At 39.4% G+C, this 18,975-nt stretch carries 4 protein-coding genes; all 4 read left to right on the top strand.

Annotated elements, in window-relative coordinates; translation table 11 throughout:
• The first annotated feature begins 6 nt into the window (after window positions 1-6).
• The gene (locus ACSVH5_RS10285) at window positions 7-14,265 is read left to right on the top strand and encodes a T9SS type B sorting domain-containing protein (RefSeq protein ID WP_438061351.1); all 14,259 of its coding nucleotides are present in this window, start codon (window positions 7-9) and stop codon (window positions 14,263-14,265) included.
• Window positions 14,266-14,361: 96 nt separating this feature from the next.
• Window positions 14,362-15,324: a PorP/SprF family type IX secretion system membrane protein gene (locus ACSVH5_RS10280; RefSeq protein ID WP_438061350.1), complete on the top strand. Its 963-nt coding sequence runs from the start codon at window positions 14,362-14,364 to the stop codon at window positions 15,322-15,324.
• A gap of 232 nt (window positions 15,325-15,556) precedes the next feature.
• A complete protein-coding gene (locus tag ACSVH5_RS10275) occupies window positions 15,557-16,744 on the top strand; it encodes a phosphoglycerate kinase (RefSeq protein WP_438061349.1) in 1,188 nt (395 codons plus the stop codon).
• 200 nt (window positions 16,745-16,944) lie between these two features.
• Window positions 16,945-18,942 carry a LysM peptidoglycan-binding domain-containing protein gene (locus ACSVH5_RS10270; RefSeq protein WP_438061348.1) on the top strand — a complete coding sequence of 666 codons (1,998 nt, stop codon included), beginning with the start codon at window positions 16,945-16,947 and terminating at the stop codon, window positions 18,940-18,942.
• Window positions 18,943-18,975: the final 33 nt, after the last annotated feature.

The following is an 18,975-nucleotide window of genomic DNA, read 5'->3' as shown; positions in this document are numbered from 1 at the left end:
CCAACCATGAAGAAACCTACCCATTTGCTGCAACCTATTATGGTTTGTTTATCATTTCTTGTTACTACAGTTGGCTACTTTAACAACAGTAACACGCCCAACCAACCAAAGCAATTCTCCAATGCCAAAAGAGGTCTATCCCATACCTTGGCGCTATTGGGGATTTTGTTTTTTATGATACAAGGGTTGTATGGGCAAGAATTCAAGGATTTTACCATTAGGAAAAAGATTGAAACCAGAGGGAAAATGATTTTGGCGGGTAATACTATTTTAGGACAAAATAACTTGCCTAACAATAACAATACTATAAACAATCAAGATATATCAATGAAATACATTGATATTGACACTGATGCTACTACTTTTAGTTCCAGTAGTGCGGATTTAGTGGTTCCTAATCAATCCAATGGGAGTGTTACTACCTGTTATAGAGTACAATATGCAGCATTGTATTGGGCAGCCACTTTAAAATCAGGCGACGGTAACAGAGCCAATATTAATCAAGTTAAACTTAAATTACCTGGAGCTGCTTCCTATACTCCTATTACAGGTCAAGTAATATATGATGCAATAGTATCGCCTATTCCAGCAGGAAGTGGTGAGCTTCCTAATACCCCTTATGCTTGTTATGCTGATGTGACGAATTTGATTAATTCTTTATCAAGCATTTCTGGAACCTATACTGTTGCTGATGTGTTGGCTAGTCAAGGATCTAATGGTTCGACCGGTTTATCTGCTGGTTGGTCACTTTATGTAGTATATGAAGATCCTACACTGACCATGAAATCCTTTAATGTTTTTGATGGGTTTAGTGCCATTTTCGATGGAAAAATACAGCAAATGGATGTTTCAGGTTTTACAACACCACCCTCTGGTAATGTTGATTTGCAAATGGCTTATGCTTCTTTGGATGGAGATAAAACCGTTACCGGAACAAAACTTGAGATTGATGGTAAAGAAGTAACTACTCCATTTAGATCGCCCTCCAATCGTTTTTTTAACGCATCTATTGAAAACACCAATGGAGTTCAAACCCCTAGAAATCCATCGGGTTCAAATACTTTAGGCTATGATACTGGAGTGCTTGAAATACTGGGGGCTAATCCTGCTTATGTTAAAAATAATCAAACCTCTACTAGTTTTACTCTACAAGTAGCGAAAGGACAGTCTGATCCCGTTTTCGCTTTTTTTGCAGCGTACGCCGTAGATATTATTGCACCTAAAGTAGATTTAACCAAACTTGTTAAAAGTGGTGGTGTAAACATAGGGGGTGGTAATGTCAATTTAGGGCAATACTTAACCTATGAAATCAGCTATCAAAGTGTGGGTAATGATAATGTAACCAATTTTACTATTAAAGATGTACTTCCTGTAAATGTTACTTTCAATCCATTAACCGATATTGATTTAAGTACGGCTGGTGGAGCTACTTTGCAATCGTACGATCCCGTAACTAGAACCTTGATTTTTAAAATTCCAGATGCCTCTGTACAAGTAAATGATGGAATTTTTACCATTCGATTAAATGTTAGAGTGGCAACCGATTGTAATTCTTTGGTAACCGCTTGTTCCAATGAAATCAAAAACCAAGCTTTTGCCACTTACCAAGGGGTCATTAATCCAACTGTGGTTAAAGAAGAAGGAAGTTTTGCTTCGGTGGCTTGTAAATTAGGTTCACCGGATTCGACTAACTTTTTGGTAGACATTAGCAAATGTACCTTTGCAAGAACCGTTTATTTGTGTGGGGCCAGTGTGGTATTGAAAGCGGCAGATGGGTATGCTGGTTATTCTTGGTCTAGAAATAGAGATGGAAGCAATCCTATCGGAACAGGACAAACTTTTACTGCAACACAACCCGGAATTTATTACGTTCATAATACAGCACCGCTTACTTGCAAAGATGTTGTTGAAGAAATTACAGTAAGTTATTTTGGGGTGACCAATACCAATCCAGTGATTCCTTTTGCAGATAAAGTAGCTACTTGTCCTAACGACGGGAAGGCATTACCTTATATTTTCCTTTGTGGGGCCAATGCTACACGATCTATAGTTACCGGTATAAGTGATGCCCAATCCATTACTTGGGAAAAATTAAACGAAGCCAGCTGTCCTTCAGTAGCGCCCAATGATTGCGCCAATGAAAGTTTTGCCCCTTCGTGTTGGAATTCGGTAGGTACAGGACCTAATTATGTAGCCAATACTTCTGGACAATTTAGAGTGATCTTAAGGTATGCCAACGGTTGTCAGAGTATATTTTACTTTAACGTCTACCAAAATCCTTTGAATCCAACTTTTACCAAGAAAGACATGATTTGTGGTTCTCCTGGTGAAATTAGTGTTGGTGGCATTCCTACAGGCTACGAATTCAGTTTAGATGGTACCAATTATGTACCCAATTCGCCTACTTTTGCCATCACAACTCCTGGAGTATATACTGTTTATATCAAGCAAATAGGAGTACCTACTTTCCCATGTATTTTTACCATTCCGGCTATTGTGATCAATAACCGTCAAATGAATGTGAGAACCTTTGTAACACAACCTACTTGTAATGGAGCTGCTGATGCTTCCATCAAGTTGATCGCTGAAAATGTAGATCCGCAATACTTTTTTAGTGTGTATAAAGGAGCGACTTTAGTCAATAGTGTTGGACCTATAATGGCCAATGATTATACCTTACCCAATTTAGGAGCTGGGACTTATACTGTAAATGTATCCACTAGCCCAGCAAATTGTTCGTATACGGCTACTATTAATATCATCGACCCGGCTCCTGTACAGATACAAGCCAATTTGACCAAACCTTTAACCTGTACCAATGGCGAAGTTACCGTTACTGTAACTGGCGGAACACCAAATTTTAACTATTATGTCAATGGTACTAGTGTGAGTTTGAATGATCCCTCAAGAACCCTTGTCCTTCCAATTTCAGCTTCGGGTACTTATGTGATTAAAGCCGTCGATCTTAATAAATGTGAAGCGACCACTTCTATTGATGTCTCTGCCATTGCTCCGCCAGTGTTTACTGTTACCAAAAAAGATATTTTATGTCATGGCACCAATTCTGGAGCAATCAATTTTAATGTGACCAATGCCAATGGCTATACTTTAGACTACAGTATCGACAACGGGCTTACCTTTAGTACTAATCCTGTCTTTTCTAACCTTGCTCCAGCAACCTACGTACCAGTGGTGCGTTATTCGTTGAGTGGTGTGAGTTGTTTGTTGCCTCAAACCCCTATCACCATTACCGAACCTGCTGCAGCTGTAACTGCATCTGCCGGTGTGGCTGAGTTGGCTGGTTGTTCCTTGCCTGATGGCTCGGGTGTAAACCAAGGAGGTAAGTTACGAATTACCAACCCTCAAGGCGGAACGGCACCGTATACCTATAGTTTTGATGGCGGTTTGAGCTGGCAAAATAGCCCAGAAAAAAATGTATTACCAGGAACTTATAGCTTAAAAATAAGAGACAACAACGGTTGCGAATTTAACTTGCCAGCCGTTATTTTAGACCCAAGACCTTTAGATCCAACTCTAGCCGTTAGTCCTCCGGTATTTAATTGTGATGGTACAGCGACTTCAACCGTAACTGTTACCAATCCTGGAGGGGTGAACTATACTTACGAATATTTAATAGATGGGACACCTAATGTTCCTATTACTAATAATGTATTTACGGGAGTTACTACAGGACCACACGTAGTAAGTGTAAAATACAAACTCACCTCGGTACCCACCTATAGTGTGTTACTAACAGAAAACTTTGGTTCAGGAAATCCTACAACCACTACTGGAATTGCCGCTGCTTATTGTTTTAACGATTTACGTGTGAACGCACCTTATTTGTGTGGCACCCGTTCCGTAGAAGACAATCAATATTCTGTGACCAATGATTTCTGGAGAAGCGACGACCCAAGTGGCACCAATGTAGGGGCTTGGTTTCACTTTAAAGACCATACGACCAATCCGAATAATTTGCCTGGTGTTGGTGATGCAAGGGGCCGATTCTTGTTAGTGAATATTGGCTCTGCCGCAGGACCAAACGGCGTGTTGTACAGCAAACCCATAATAGATGTGATTCCCAATCAGCCGGTAAAAGTAGATTTTGCAGTGGCCAATTTATTACGCGCAGGCAAGTCTGGTGCTGCACCTGATATTTTAGTGCAGTTAGTAGACCCCTCAGGAACTGTGGTAGCCCAACAAAATTCAGGCAAAATAGCCGAATTGCCTTCGGATCCAAACCGCAACAAATGGGTACCGGTATCGCTGACACTGAACCCTGGAAACAATACTAATTTGACATTTGTAGTACGTTCCGGTAGTATTTTATATAACGGGAATGATGTAGTTATTGATGACATCACCGTGTACCAACTTCCTGCAACTTGTATCACACAAAAAGATTTCCCAATCGTAATTGATAGTGGTAAAGCCTTTGCCGCTCAAATTGTAGGAAAGACAGACGTCACTTGTGCAGGTGCCAACAATGGCGCAATCACCATTGCCGCTCAAAATTTTGATCCTATTAAAGGGTTCCAATATTCTAAAGACAATGGAGTTACTTGGTCAACAAGTCTTATTTCTCCGGTTACGATTCCAAATTTAGCACCCAATATTTATGCGATATTAATTCGTCCAGATGCTACAGCTTTAGCTACTTGTAGCCAATCCTTTTCGGTAACGATTACAGCACCTTCTCCAGTGGCTCTTACCGCTTCGGTTACTAAAGTAGCCACTTGTACTACTGGCGCCACCATTACGGCTGTTGGAAGTGGTGGAACACCAGCCTATCAATACGAATTACGTCAAGCGAATGGTACAACAGTAGTTACAGCCTTTAGCAACAACGGAGGTATTTTCACCAATGTACCGGCTGGAAGTTATACCGTTTTTGTACGTGATGCTAACGGATGTTTTAATTTGGTTGGAGTTCCTGTTACAGTAGTGGCACCACCAGCTTTAACAGCTTCATTAGCTGCCACAACAGACTATTGCTACACCACTGCAGATCCTGCTCGATTGGATGTAACGATTTCAGGTGGAGTAGAACCTTTTACATATCAATTAGATGGTAATGCGGCGGTTAGCTCTGCAGCAACTACCTATTCGTTTACTAATGTGGCTCCTGGAACGCATACCATAGTGGTTACGGATAGCAACAATTGTACGGCAACTATACCTAATATTATCATTGCCCCACAAATTGGGTTGACTGTTGCTTTAATCAATGACTTAAGTTGTTTGGCAGATGCGATTATTGGTAATCCCGTAGTTACAGGAGGTAATGGAGGTCCATATAATTATACCGTTACTCATGGTGGTACCACAACAGTTGCGACTTTTCCGTTTACGGCTTCAACAGCGGGTACGTATGTATTTAACGTAACCGATAGCAAAGGCTGTACGGCTAACAGTAACACCATAACTGTAACCCCAAAAACTACTCCAACGATTACCGTAGCCAAAACTGATATTACGTGTAACAATGCCAATGACGGAACGATAACCGTAACCGCTGCTGGTGGATTTACTAGTGCTTATACTTACGCAATAAAATTAAGTTCAGTTGCAACGTATACCACACAAACCACTAATAAATTTACTGGTTTGGCTGCCGGAGTATATGATGTAAAAGTAATTGATAGTAAAGGTTGTGAATCGGCAGTAACACAAGTGACGATTGTCAATCCAACAGTATTGGTAGTTTCAGCTTCTGCAACAGCTTTTAGTTGTAGCCCTACTAATATCAAGCAAGCGGCTGTTGTAACTATTGGTGTACCTACAACAGGAACCGCACCATATACATACAGTTTTAATGGAGGTAGTTTTACCAATACCAACACACTTACTGTAAACGATAACGGAACAGATCAAATCATCAATTATGCGGTGAGAGATGCTAGTAATTGTGTTACTACTGGTAGTATAACTCTGAATAGATTAAACCCACCAACGATTGCTACCATAACCAATACACCAATTTATTGTGCACCGGCTTCAAGTACGACTAGTACAGTAACGGTGCCAGTAACCGCTGGTACAGGAGTAGCACCATTGACGTATACAATTGTTTCAGGTCCAGTAACAAATTCTACTGGAGCTACAACAGGTATTTTCTCAGGATTAACCGCTGGTACTTATGTTTTCAGAGTAACAGATGCCAATGGTTGTTATGCGACCAAATCACACACCGTTCCTGCCCTTACACCAATTGCAGTAACGGCTACTAAATTGACCGATGTAGATTGTTTCGGAAATACTACAGGGTCCATTCGTTATAATGTAAGTGGTTTCTCAGGGACCTACAGTTATACCATCAATGGTGGTACAGCCTTAACTGGACTAAATGCCACTACTTTTACTTTGCCTAATTTAGGAGCGAATACTTATAGTGTTGTATTTACCGATGAAACTACTGGATGTACAGCGCCAACATCTGTAACTATTACGCAACCTACAGCTGCTTTAGCCTTGAGTTTAGTTTCGAATAAAAACGCCAATTGTAATGTAGCAACAGCTAGAGTTGAAGTAGCTGCAACTGGAGGAACGCCAAATTACAGATACTCTTTTGTTACTTCGGCAACAACTCCTGGAGCTTATGGAAATAGTCCTATTGCTAACCTTAACCCTTCTACAAGTACGTCATGGTATGCCCATGTTATTGATGCCAAAGGATGTACTTTTGTGTTACCAATAACTATTGCAACTGACCCAACACCAACTGTAACTGCTACAGCTACAGGACAGTGTTTAGGTGCAGGAAGTTTTACGATTACTGCCACTAACACAACTCCAGCTTCAGGAATTGTTAATCCAATAACATACAGTTTAAATGGTGGTACTTTTCAATCAGGGAATACCTTTACCGTTACAGCATCAGGTGATTACATCGTTAGAATCAAAGATGGTAACGGTTGTATTGTACCTGCAGCTACAATAACAGTTGTTCCGCAATTAACCTTGAATGCGGTTTTAAATAAAGATATTACTTGTAATCCAGCTCCAACAGCTGCAAGTATTACGCTTACCCCAACAGGTGGTTCAGGAAGTTTTACTTATGAATCAAAAGAAGCTTTAGGAGCATTTACTCCTATGGCGTCCAATATCTTTACAACAAATACCGCTGGAAGCTATACTTTTAGAGTTACTGATACCGTGACAGGTTGTACCTATACAACGACAACGGCTATTGCAGTAACAACTCCTGTTAATCCAGATATTACGGGTCTTACACAAACGGCATTTATCAATTGTAACGGTGACGATACGGCTGCTATTTCAATAGCCCTTGATAATACCAAAGGACAATCTCCATTTGTATTTAATGTATTGAATACTACCACAGGTATTAATTACGGTACACAAACTTCAGGTTTGTCTGCGGGAGATTATCTTGTAACCGTAACGGATGCTAAAGGTTGTACGAATACAGAAACGATTACTATTACAGAGCCAACACCAATTACTTTTGTTAGAACAGTAACCCCAATTACTTGTAATAGTGTAACTGGTATATCTTTAGGATCTATTACAATTAACTCTGTTTCTGGAGGTACTCCAAATTATACTTATCACGTTACGGGTGTCAATGGTTATGATGTGAAATTTAATAATCAAACTGGTACAACTGCTGTTTTTGATGTTGTTGATTTTGGTTTGTATCAAATAATCATTACGGATGCTAATGGTTGCACCGCTTTTGAAAATAATATTTTGGTAGCTTCACCACCTGATGATTTAGATATTACGGTTACACCAGTTGGTCCAACTTGTGCAGGATTAGGTTCTGCAGAAGTTGCTATTGGAGCCTCTACATCGATTACTGGTTCAGGACCATTCCATTTTGCAGTATACAGTCCAGGGTTAACCTATACTGGACCAACAACTTTACCTTGGTATGATGAAGATGCTGTAGGAAGTAAAAAAACTACAATTCCAAATTTAATTCCAGGAGTCACATATACATTTATTGTTCATGATGGTTTGACAGGTTGTTATTATTTTGAAACATCTAGTATTGCTGTTCCAACTAATTCAACAATAACTGTAAATCCTTTAACTCCAAATAATATTACTTGTAAAGGAGCAGCAGATGGTAATGTTTCATTTACTATGAATCATACTTATGGTTTCGATACTCCGGTTACGTATCAAATTTATAATTCACAATCAGTAACACCAGTAGGTTCTTCTGTTGCAACAACAATTCCTGCAAGTGGTAGTTTAGTGATTTCAAATTTTGGCACATTACCATTTGGAAATTATTTTGTTTTGGTTACTGAAACAGGTGCTGCACCACACGCTGGATGTAGTATCAGTTCTGCGCCATTTGACATAACAGAATCTGCAATTGATTTGTCTATTACAGCTAATGTAATTAAGAATTCAAATTGTAATGACTTAGGTATAATTACTGGTCAAGCTAAAGACGGTACTGCTCCATATAGCTATCAAGTTACTACTTCTGCGACTCCTCCTTTGGCTTCAGATGTCAATTGGGTTTCAACAAATACGTTTACAAGAGCTGGATCTTTGGCTGGTACAACGTATTATGTGTATGCAAAAGATGCTTATGGTTGTATCAAATCGGACGATGTAATCTTATTGCAAGATGCGCCACCAACAATTACCGCACCTGCCCCAATTTGTTACAATGGAACAGCCTTTACTATAAATTTAGTGACTGATGCTTCAGCAACAGCTACTATTGTACCAGCAACATATAGTGTAAACGGAAGTGCTTTCCAGAATTCACCAAGTTTTACCTTCAATGCTGCGGGTACTTATAATTTAGTAATCAAAGACGGTAATGGTTGTGAGGCTAATGTGGATTTTGTTGTACTTCCAAAACTAGAGTTGTCTGCTGCAGTAACCAAGGCATTAGATTGTACTTCAAGTCCAAATGCAGAAATCACATTAACTGCAAATGGTGGTACTACAACTCCATTACCATATATTTTTGAGTATTCTACAACTGGTGGGGCTCCTTGGACTACTATGACTACTAATGTTCTTTCAGCTTCAACAGCAGGAACTTATACGTTTAGAGTAACTGATGCAAATAATACAACTACTTGTCAAACGACTACTAGTATTGTGTTAGATCCAATCCCAACTACTGTTTTTACTACAACCGAGACTAATGTAAGTTGTAATGGTGGTTCTGATGGTACAATTACCGTGAATGTAACTGCTGGTGAAGGACCTTATGAATATAGTTTAACGGATGGTGTTACAACAACTCCATTCCAAACATCTAATCAGTTTACTGGTTTAGCAGCAGGAACTACTTATGTGGTTACGGTGCGTAATGCGAAACAATGTACTTTACCTTCTAGTCCAATTACTATTTCAGAACCTTCAGCAATTACTGCTTCAGCGGCTGTCACTACTCCACTTTCTTGTGGAACAGGTAACATTACGCAACAAGCTACAGTTACTGTTACTGCTAGTGGAGGAACAGGTGTTTTAGAGTATAGTTTTGATGGAGGTGCTAACTATTCAACGGTTAATACCTATACTACCAATATACCAGGTCTTGTATCAGTTTTGGTTAAAGACGCAAATGGATGTCCAATTGCAGCTGCGGTTACTGCTGATGTATTGCCATTAAATCCACCAACTCAGATGGATATTAATGGTACACCAGTTTATTGTGCGCCTTTAGCTACTACAAGTACGGTAACTATTAGCAATGTTCAAAATGGTGTTACTCCATATACGTATCAAATTATTTCGCCTATAGCGGCAATGATTGATAATCTTGCAAATCCTGTTTTCGCTGGATTAGCCCCTGATACTTATGTATTCCAAGTAACTGATGCCAATGGATGTACGTACCAAGAATCGTATACTGTAGCTCCTGTAAACAACATTACCGTAGCGGTTTCGGCTACTACAGATGTGACTTGTTTTGGGGATAACAATGGTTCAGCTACTTTCAAAGTAACAGATTTCACAAATTATACAGCTGTTTTAACAACTGGAACAGGGGGAACTATTACACAAGCTGCTGATATAGTAACCTTAACAGGTTTAGCACCAGGTGCTTATACCTTACAAGTTACAGATGCTACAACAGGTTGTACAGCAGATGTTTCTTTTGCAATTGCTCAGCCAACAGTTTTAGATTTAACACTAGTAAGCAATGTGAATGCCAATTGTAATTCAGGTGCAATAGTTACGGTTCAAGGAACTGGTGGGACACCAAGTTATACTTATGCTTTTGTAGCCGATGGTGTTACGCCAATCGCTACAGATTATACTGCAAGTAACAATGCCACATTGGCGGTTACTTTACCAAGTCCAAATAATTATGATGTTTGGGTACAAGATGCTAACGGTTGTAAATTCAAATTAGATATTGTGGTTGTAATGGATGCAAATCCTGTTTTGAATGGAGTTGCTTTCACTGAATGTCCAGACCCTATCAATGGAACGTATACGTTTACTATCAATACACCAACAGGAGTAGGACCATTTGAATACAGTATTGGTGGCGGTTTCCAAACCAGCCCAATCTTTGTAGTCAACGCTCCAGGAAGTTATGATGTTACGGTGAAAGATAAGAATGGCTGTACAACAACAGTACCAGCATTAGTAGTAATTCGTCAACCACTTATTCTAACCCCAACCGTGAGTACTCCTGTTTCTTGTGCAGATAATGATGGGGTGATAACGGTTAGTGCAACGGGAGGTTCAGGAAGTTATCTATACAATATTGATGGTAGCGCATTTGCTTCGGTAACTTCTTTCCCAAATGTGAGTTCAGGAAATCATATCATTGGCGTTCAAGATACGACGACTTTATGTGAAGTATTTGCTACTGTGAACCTACAAGTCGCTACACCAATCACAGGTTTTGCCTTAGCTAAAACAGAGGTCACTTGTAACGGAGGAACAGATGGAACGATTACAGCTTCAATGGATACTCCAACGGCAGGCGTAAATGATAATCCTGTGTATACGTATACTTTAACAGGAACTACAACTGTAGGTAATCTTCCAGTAACAAGACCTTCTCAAGCTTCTCCATTATTCAGTGGTTTAGCAGCGGGTACTTATACTGTTGTAGTGACTTCAGGAAGAGGATGTACAGATACAGAGACTATAACTATAATTGAACCAGGACTAATTACGGTTCCTGCTCCAACAGTAGTTGAATTCGGCTGTACATCAGGAAATACAAGCAACTTAGCTACGATTACCGTTACTGGAGTGACTGGTGGAACAGCTCCTTATTTGAATTATGAGTTTATTAAAAACGGAACACGGGTACAATTCGGCAGCAACAATGTCTACACCGAAGCAGATCTTTTAGGAGGATCTTATGTGGTGAATGTGTTTGACAGTAACGGTTGTTCAGGAACTACAACAGCTCCAATTACCATTGCTCCTTTTGTACAATTGGACAAAGTGAATGTGAATGTAATTAATGCGATAACATGTACGAATCTTGAAGATATAGCTGTTTCGGTTAGCGCAATTGGAGGTACGCCTACTAATTTGCAGTTTACGGTTCGGGATGTAATTATTGATAGTAGTGTTACACCACCTACAGTAACGAAAGGGACTGTTTATAATTTCCCACCAGTTTCAGTAGTTGCAGGCGTAGCTACATTCACCAATTTACCGGTTGGTAATTACGAAATCACAGTGAGAAACGTTGACACCAATTGTGAAATCACAGGAGTACACTTCGTCAACGAACCCAACACTTTCGATTTGACCATCGATAACATAGTAGATGTGACTTGTTTTGGAACCACTACTGGAAGTGCTAGAGTGACTTTAATCGATAGAGTGCCTTTACCAACGAATGAAGCAGGACCGTTTACCTATACTTTGGTAGATGCTCTTGGGAATTCGTTGCCAAGTGGTGCATCTACTGCAGCAGGCGTTGTAGATTTGACCAATTTAGCCGCAGGAACCTACACCATTACAGCTACTTTAACCAACACGCCATACTGTACTGTAAGCAAAAACTTTACAATTACAGGACCTAGTACAGCTTTAGTAATTAGCGAAACACATACTGCCATTACTTGTGTACCAGGCAATAACGGTTCGATCTCTGCTACCGCTACCGGTGGATGGCCTGGAGGATATGAATTCGAATTGCTTGGTCCTCTAAGTGTTGCTTATTCAACACAATCTGTTTTCACTGGCTTAACAGCTGGTACATACACAGTGAATGTGAGAGATACTAAAGGATGTGTTGCAACAACTACTGTAACATTAGTTAATCCAACACCTATAGCCTTTACGACGACTACAATCAATCAAGCCTTACAATGTAATGGCGATACAACTGCTTCGATAACGGTGAATGCTCCAACAGGGGGTCAAGGTTCGAATTACTTGTATACGTTGAATACGATATCGGCTTCGCCAGTACGTTCTTCTGGACCACAAGCGAGTAATGTATTTGCTAATTTAGGCGCAGGAACCTATACCGTAACGGTTACCGATGGATGGGGTTGTAGTACGACCACCGTAACACCAATCGTAATTACCGAACCTACAAAAGTAGCAGCTACTTTGGTAGTAGCAACTACACCAACATGTTTGACTGATGCGACGCTTACCTTATCAGCTACTGGTGGAACAGGAACGTATGAATACGGTACAACTGCAACAGGACCTTGGAGTACAATGGTGGGTGCTACCGCAACAATTACGGTAACGCCAGGAACCTACCGTTACTATGTGCGTGATGCTAACGGTTGTGTGAGTCAAGTGTCTAATGCTATTGTAATTGATCCATTGCCACCATTAACGGTGAAACTAGATGTGTTAAACGCTAAAATCAATTGTAAAGGTGATACTACAGGAGTTATTGTGGCGACTGCTACCGGTGGTTTAGGAAATTATATCTATACCTTATTAGACGGTGCCGGAAATCCAGTAGGCTTTACCCCTGTACAAACTACTCCAGGTACGTTCACCCAATTGCCAGCAGGAACCTATAGCGTTCGTGTGAACAGTGGGGGAGATTGTCAAGTGATTTCTGTTTCTGAACTTATTGAAGAACCCATGTTGCCTGTTACGGCATCAGCAGTGGCCACTCCAATTACATGTAACGGAGCCGCCAATGGAATCATTACCGTAACCGCTTCTGGTGGAACAGGAGTGATTAAGTATGCCATTTCTCCTCAACTCAATCAGTTTTTTGATACCGGGGTGTTTGATCAATTAGCGCCAGGAACCTACGATATTTTGGTACAAGACGAAAACGGTTGTTTTATTTTTGTGACCCAAACCATAACTGAACCTACAGCGATATTGGTAGCAACCGTTGCAGGTTCTGAAGTGCAAGAACTATGTGCCGGCGATTTGAATGCCGCCTTCGATGTGAACATCACTGGTGGGGTAGCGCCTTATAGTGTCGCACTTGATACTATCAACGGTACTTATGTAACGGGAACATTGACTCAAACCGTGTTCAATTTCACTGGTTTAGCTGGAGGCGAACATACTGTGTACATAAAAGATGCCAATGGTTGTACAGCAGAATGGATTGTAACGCTAGACGAATCGGTAACTTTAGATCCTAAAGCTATTGTAGCTTATGGTTGTGATAACAATTCGCCAAGTAATACGGTTACGGTAACCGTTGATGCGAGCATTACCAATCCAGCCGATGTAGACTATGCTTTAGATGGTTCGACAGTATTCCAAGCGAGTAACATTTTCCGTAATGTAGCACCAGGTTTCCATACCGTTACGGCTAGACATACTAATGGTTGTGAGAAAGTAACGGCTTCGTTCGAAGTGTTAGGTTTTACACCTTTAGCCCTGACTTTGGCCGATGGTGGATTGAACGAAATCGTAGCTACAGCTACAGGTGGCGCAGGAAATTATCAATATTCATTCGATGGTGGAAATACCTTTAGTTCTAACAATAAATTGATTTACTATAAGTCTGGTGACTATACTGTAATCGTAAGAGATGCCAATGGTTGTGAAGCTACAGCGATGCGTTACTTTGAATTTATTGATATCGAAATTCCAAATGTATTTACGCCAAATGGTGACGGCAATAATGATACTTGGACACCTACCAATACCATCAATTACAAAGATTTGACGATTAGTATTTTCGACCGTTACGGAAGAAAAATCGCAACCTTACGAGAAGGTCAAGGTTGGGATGGTCGTTACAACAATTTGGAATTGCCAACGGGTGATTATTGGTACATTTTGAAATTGAGAAATGTTCAGGACGATCGTGAATTTGTAGGTCACTTTACATTAATGAGATAAGGATAACGATTAGAAGCAAGTCATTCGAATAAAATAGGTAGCAACGACGCCGGCCCCAATAGCGTCGTTGCCATACCACAAAGAATCTACTGAATTATGAAAAAGAGTATCATTGCATTGTTGCTTTTAGTGGGTGTGGCAGGTCACACTCAGGAATTGAATTTACCCGTTTGGACCCAGTATTTGGCCGATAATCCTTTTGTGATTTCGCCTACTTATGCTGGAATTGGAGATAATTTTAGAATACGTGTCAATGGGTTAACCCAATGGGTAGGGATTAAAGATGCTCCGAACAACCAATCGGTATATGCTGATTTTCGTATAGCCGATCAATCAGGAGTTGGACTTTCTGCCTATAATGATAGCAATGGAAATACGCGTCAAACAGGGGCCAAAGCATCCTTTGCCCATCATATTATTTTGGATTATTACTCCAAACAATACTTGTCTTTTGGATTGTCTTTCAACATCAATAATTTCAAAATTGATCTCGATAATTTAAATCCTACCAATCCTGATCCTTCGATCAATAACAATCGTTTTACCTCTAACAACAACTTTGATGTCAGTTTGTTGTACCGTTTAAAGAACTATTATTTGAGTTTGAATGCCAGTAATATTTTGCCCAAAGATTTGGATAAATTCATCGCTTTAGAGCCCGACTTGTTGCGCAATTACCAAGTCTATACCGGCTATGTGTTTACCAATGGCGGCTACAATCGTGCTGAGTTTGAACCTTCTGCCTATTTTCAATATTTTGAATCGGATCGCCGTTCGAGTACCGATGTCAATTTTAAATACAGAAAATTTAACAGTCGGGACGATTATTATTGGTTAGGAGCCTCGTACCGTTTCTTGAATGACCAAATTGGGAAACCCTTAAACGTTGGACCCATGGTAGGATTCAAAAAAGCAGGATTTTATTTCGGCTATGCGTACCAAATCACTATGAATGAATTAGCTCCCGCCAATTCCGGAACCCACATGCTCACCCTTGGTTTTGATTTCTTACAAAGCATCAGCAATTGTCCTTGTACTCAAAGTCCGGTGCATGATTAGTTTTTCAGTTTTCAGTTATCGGTTATCGGTTATCGGTTATCCGTTATCAGTTGTCGGTTATCGGTTTTCAGTTTCGGTCAAACCATCAACCGATAACTGATAACGGATAACCGATTTACATCGTTTTCGTAATTAATTAGCTAATTTTTAATAGTATACACTAAAATCAAAATTCCAAAATAGTGTATCTTTGTGCGTCACTATACATTTTTAAATTAAATACTGTTAAATAATGAAAACTTTAAACGATTTCAATTTCAAAGATAAAAAAGCCATTATCCGTGTGGATTTTAATGTGCCTTTAGATGAAAATTTTAATGTAACCGATGCCAATAGAATTGAAGCTGCTAAGCCTACTATAGATAAAATTTTGGCCGATGGCGGGAGCGTGATTTTGATGTCCCACTTAGGACGACCAAAAGGAGCTGAAGACAAGTATTCATTACGTCATATAGTAGCCAAAACTTCTGAAGTTTTAGGTGTGCCAGTTCAATTTGCTACCGATTGCATCGGGGAACCTGCCACTACAGCTGCAGCCGCTTTGCAACCTGGACAAGTAGTGTTGTTAGAAAATTTACGTTTTTATAAAGAGGAAGAAGCGGGTGATGTTGCTTTTGCTAAAAAATTGGCAGATATAGGAGACATCTATGTAAATGATGCTTTTGGAACAGCCCACCGTGCACATGCTTCTACTACTATTATTGCTCAATTTTTTCCTAGCAGTAAATGTTTTGGAACCTTATTGGCCAAAGAAATTGAAAGTTTGAATAAAGTATTAAAGAACAGTGAGAAACCAGTAACCGCTGTTTTAGGAGGATCTAAAGTATCTTCTAAAATTACAGTAATCGAAAATATTTTAGATAAAGTTGACCACATGATTATTGGAGGCGGAATGACCTTCACGTTTGTAAAAGCTTTAGGAGGAACTGTTGGAAACTCGATTTGTGAAGACGACAAACAAGATTTGGCCTTAGAAATTTTACGTTTGGCCAAAGAAAAAGGCGTACAAATTCATATTCCTGTTGATGTTGTAGCAGCGGATGGTTTTGCTAACGACGCCAATACACAAGTTATGGATGTAAATGCCATACCTGAGGGATGGCAAGGTTTGGACGCAGGACCTAAATCACTAGAGAATTTCAAAAAAGTAATTTTAGCATCCAAAACTATCTTGTGGAATGGTCCATTAGGCGTTTTTGAAATGCCAACTTTTGCCAAAGGAACGATTGCTTTAGGCGACTACATTGCTGAGGCGACAGCTGCAGGTGCATTTTCATTAGTGGGAGGTGGTGATTCTGTGGCTGCCGTAAAACAATTCGGTTTTGAACATAAAGTGAGTTATGTTTCTACTGGTGGTGGTGCTATGCTAGAAATGTTAGAAGGAAGAACCTTACCAGGAATCGCTGCAATTTTAGAATAAATGTAAAAATTGCATTTTTCAAAATTACAGTAGTAATAGAATAATCCTACTTTAACATTTTTTTTTTAAGTAAAAGGGTCTCAAAAACCATAAATATTGTATATTTAACAATATTTATGGTTTTTTTCAGTTGTAAGCTAGTAATTTTGTAGTATCAATTGGTCAACTAGTTGAAATTAAGCATATTGAAATCCTATTGTATGAGTCTTAAAAATGCCACACTAAGCTTATTGTTTTTTATTTCGTTTGCTGCTTTTTCGCAGCAACTACCCGAAGTTCATTCCAATCAAGCCTCCCCAATACCACTTTCCTATTTAGATTCCATCAAAAAAACATTTGTTCACCATCAGGCTACCCAACAAGTGGATAGTTTGTGGATGAAAGAATTGATTAATTTGGACATATACAACGACTTGTCCAAGGATATTCAAACTTTGAACACGGATCAAAGTGTTGATTTTGAACTACCTACTGAATTGTTAAAACAAAGACTAGCGGCTATGGACGCCAAGTCTCCGTTTCATATTGAATACAATCAAGGATTAGAAAATTTAATCAAATCCTTTTTGAAAAATAGGAAAAAAGCTTTCGCTCGTTTGATGGCTACTTCTGAATATTACTTCCCGATTTTCGAAGAAGCTTTGGCCAAAAAGAACATTCCTTTAGAAATAAAATATTTAGCCATTGTAGAATCTGCCTTGAATCCAAAAGCAGTTTCAAAAGTAGGTGCTACAGGCCTTTGGCAGTTCATGTATCATACCGGAAAACAATATAATTTGCGAATCGATTCCTATGTTGATGAGCGATCGGATCCGTTGAAATCCTCGGAAGCAGCGGCACAATATATGGCCAATATGTATCCTTTATTCAACGACTGGGATTTGGTTTTAGCCTCGTATAATTCAGGTCCAGGAAATGTGACCAAGGCCATAAGGCGATCGGGCGGACAGCAAACGTTTTGGGACATCAAAAAACATTTACCACAAGAAACGCAAGGTTACGTTCCCGCTTTTTTAGCTACGATGTACTTGTATGAATACCATAAAGAGCACGGCATTAAACCTGAACGTGCCACTTTCAAACACTTCGAAACCGATACGATTCGTATTCAAAAAGAAATCTCCTTCAAACAAATTGCGGATTTAATCGACATCCCTGTAGTCGAATTGCAATTGTTGAATCCTTCGTATAAAATGAATGTTATTCCGGTTTATGGTGATCAACCCAATTATCTGCGATTGCCACAAAACAAAATTGCCATTTTTACTTCCAACGAAGACAAAATCTATGCTTATGCGGCCTATGATAACAGTCTACGTAAAAAACCAATGCAGTGGTCCAAAACGGCTTTGGCCGCTCGAACCAAATCAAATGATTCAGTGAATGTTGCCTTAGTCAATCAATGGTATAAAATCAAAAAAGGAGATAATTTAGCCTCGGTAGCCAAAGACTATGGCGTATCCGAAGCCGATCTTAAATCTTGGAATAATTTAACCACTAATTGGGTGCCGGTGGGAAAAATTCTTAAGATTAGAACGGCTCCCTTAGGTTCGACTTCAACAGCTGTTGCCAATGTGATTGCTAAAACTGCTACACCAAATACTGCTGCAATTGATAGTACGGCGGTAGTTGCTTCTTCTAACATTTATATTGTAGAGAAAGGAGATAATTTGAATGCTATTGCTCGTAAATTTAATGTTTCTGTAGATGATTTACGTACTTGGAATCCTATAACTGCTAGTAATTTGAAGCCAGGTATAACTTTTCAAGTGGGCACTACCAATAATGTAGTAGTACAAGAGGTAATAAAACCCGAATTAAAAGACATTACTTATGTGGTTCAAAAAGGAGATAATTTGACAGTTATTGCTAAAAAATTTGGTACCACTTCAGCAAATATTGTAGCATGGAATGGTATTGAAAAGGATAAAATACCTGTAGGTTCGACTTTAATTGTCGCTAAGAATGAAATTGCGATTGTAACTAATAATGCTACGGTAGCTTCTTTTAAAAAGAAAGACATGTTTCCCACAACCAAACCTAAAAGTGCTCCTAGTGATTATTATGTAAAAAAAGGAGATTCACTATTTAGTATTTCAAAACAATATCCTGGTGTTACCATTACCGATTTAGAAAAATGGAACGGAATTAAAGCAGCAGATTTAAAACCAGGAATGAAGTTGAAAATAAACGGGTAATACAATAAATTGGGCTACATTTGGGTTTGTATC

It is taken from the genome of Flavobacterium sp. RSSA_27, from assembly GCF_051547125.1.
Classification (GTDB): Bacteria; Bacteroidota; Bacteroidia; order Flavobacteriales; family Flavobacteriaceae; genus Flavobacterium.
This window is presented reverse-complemented; position numbering and strand designations above follow the sequence as displayed.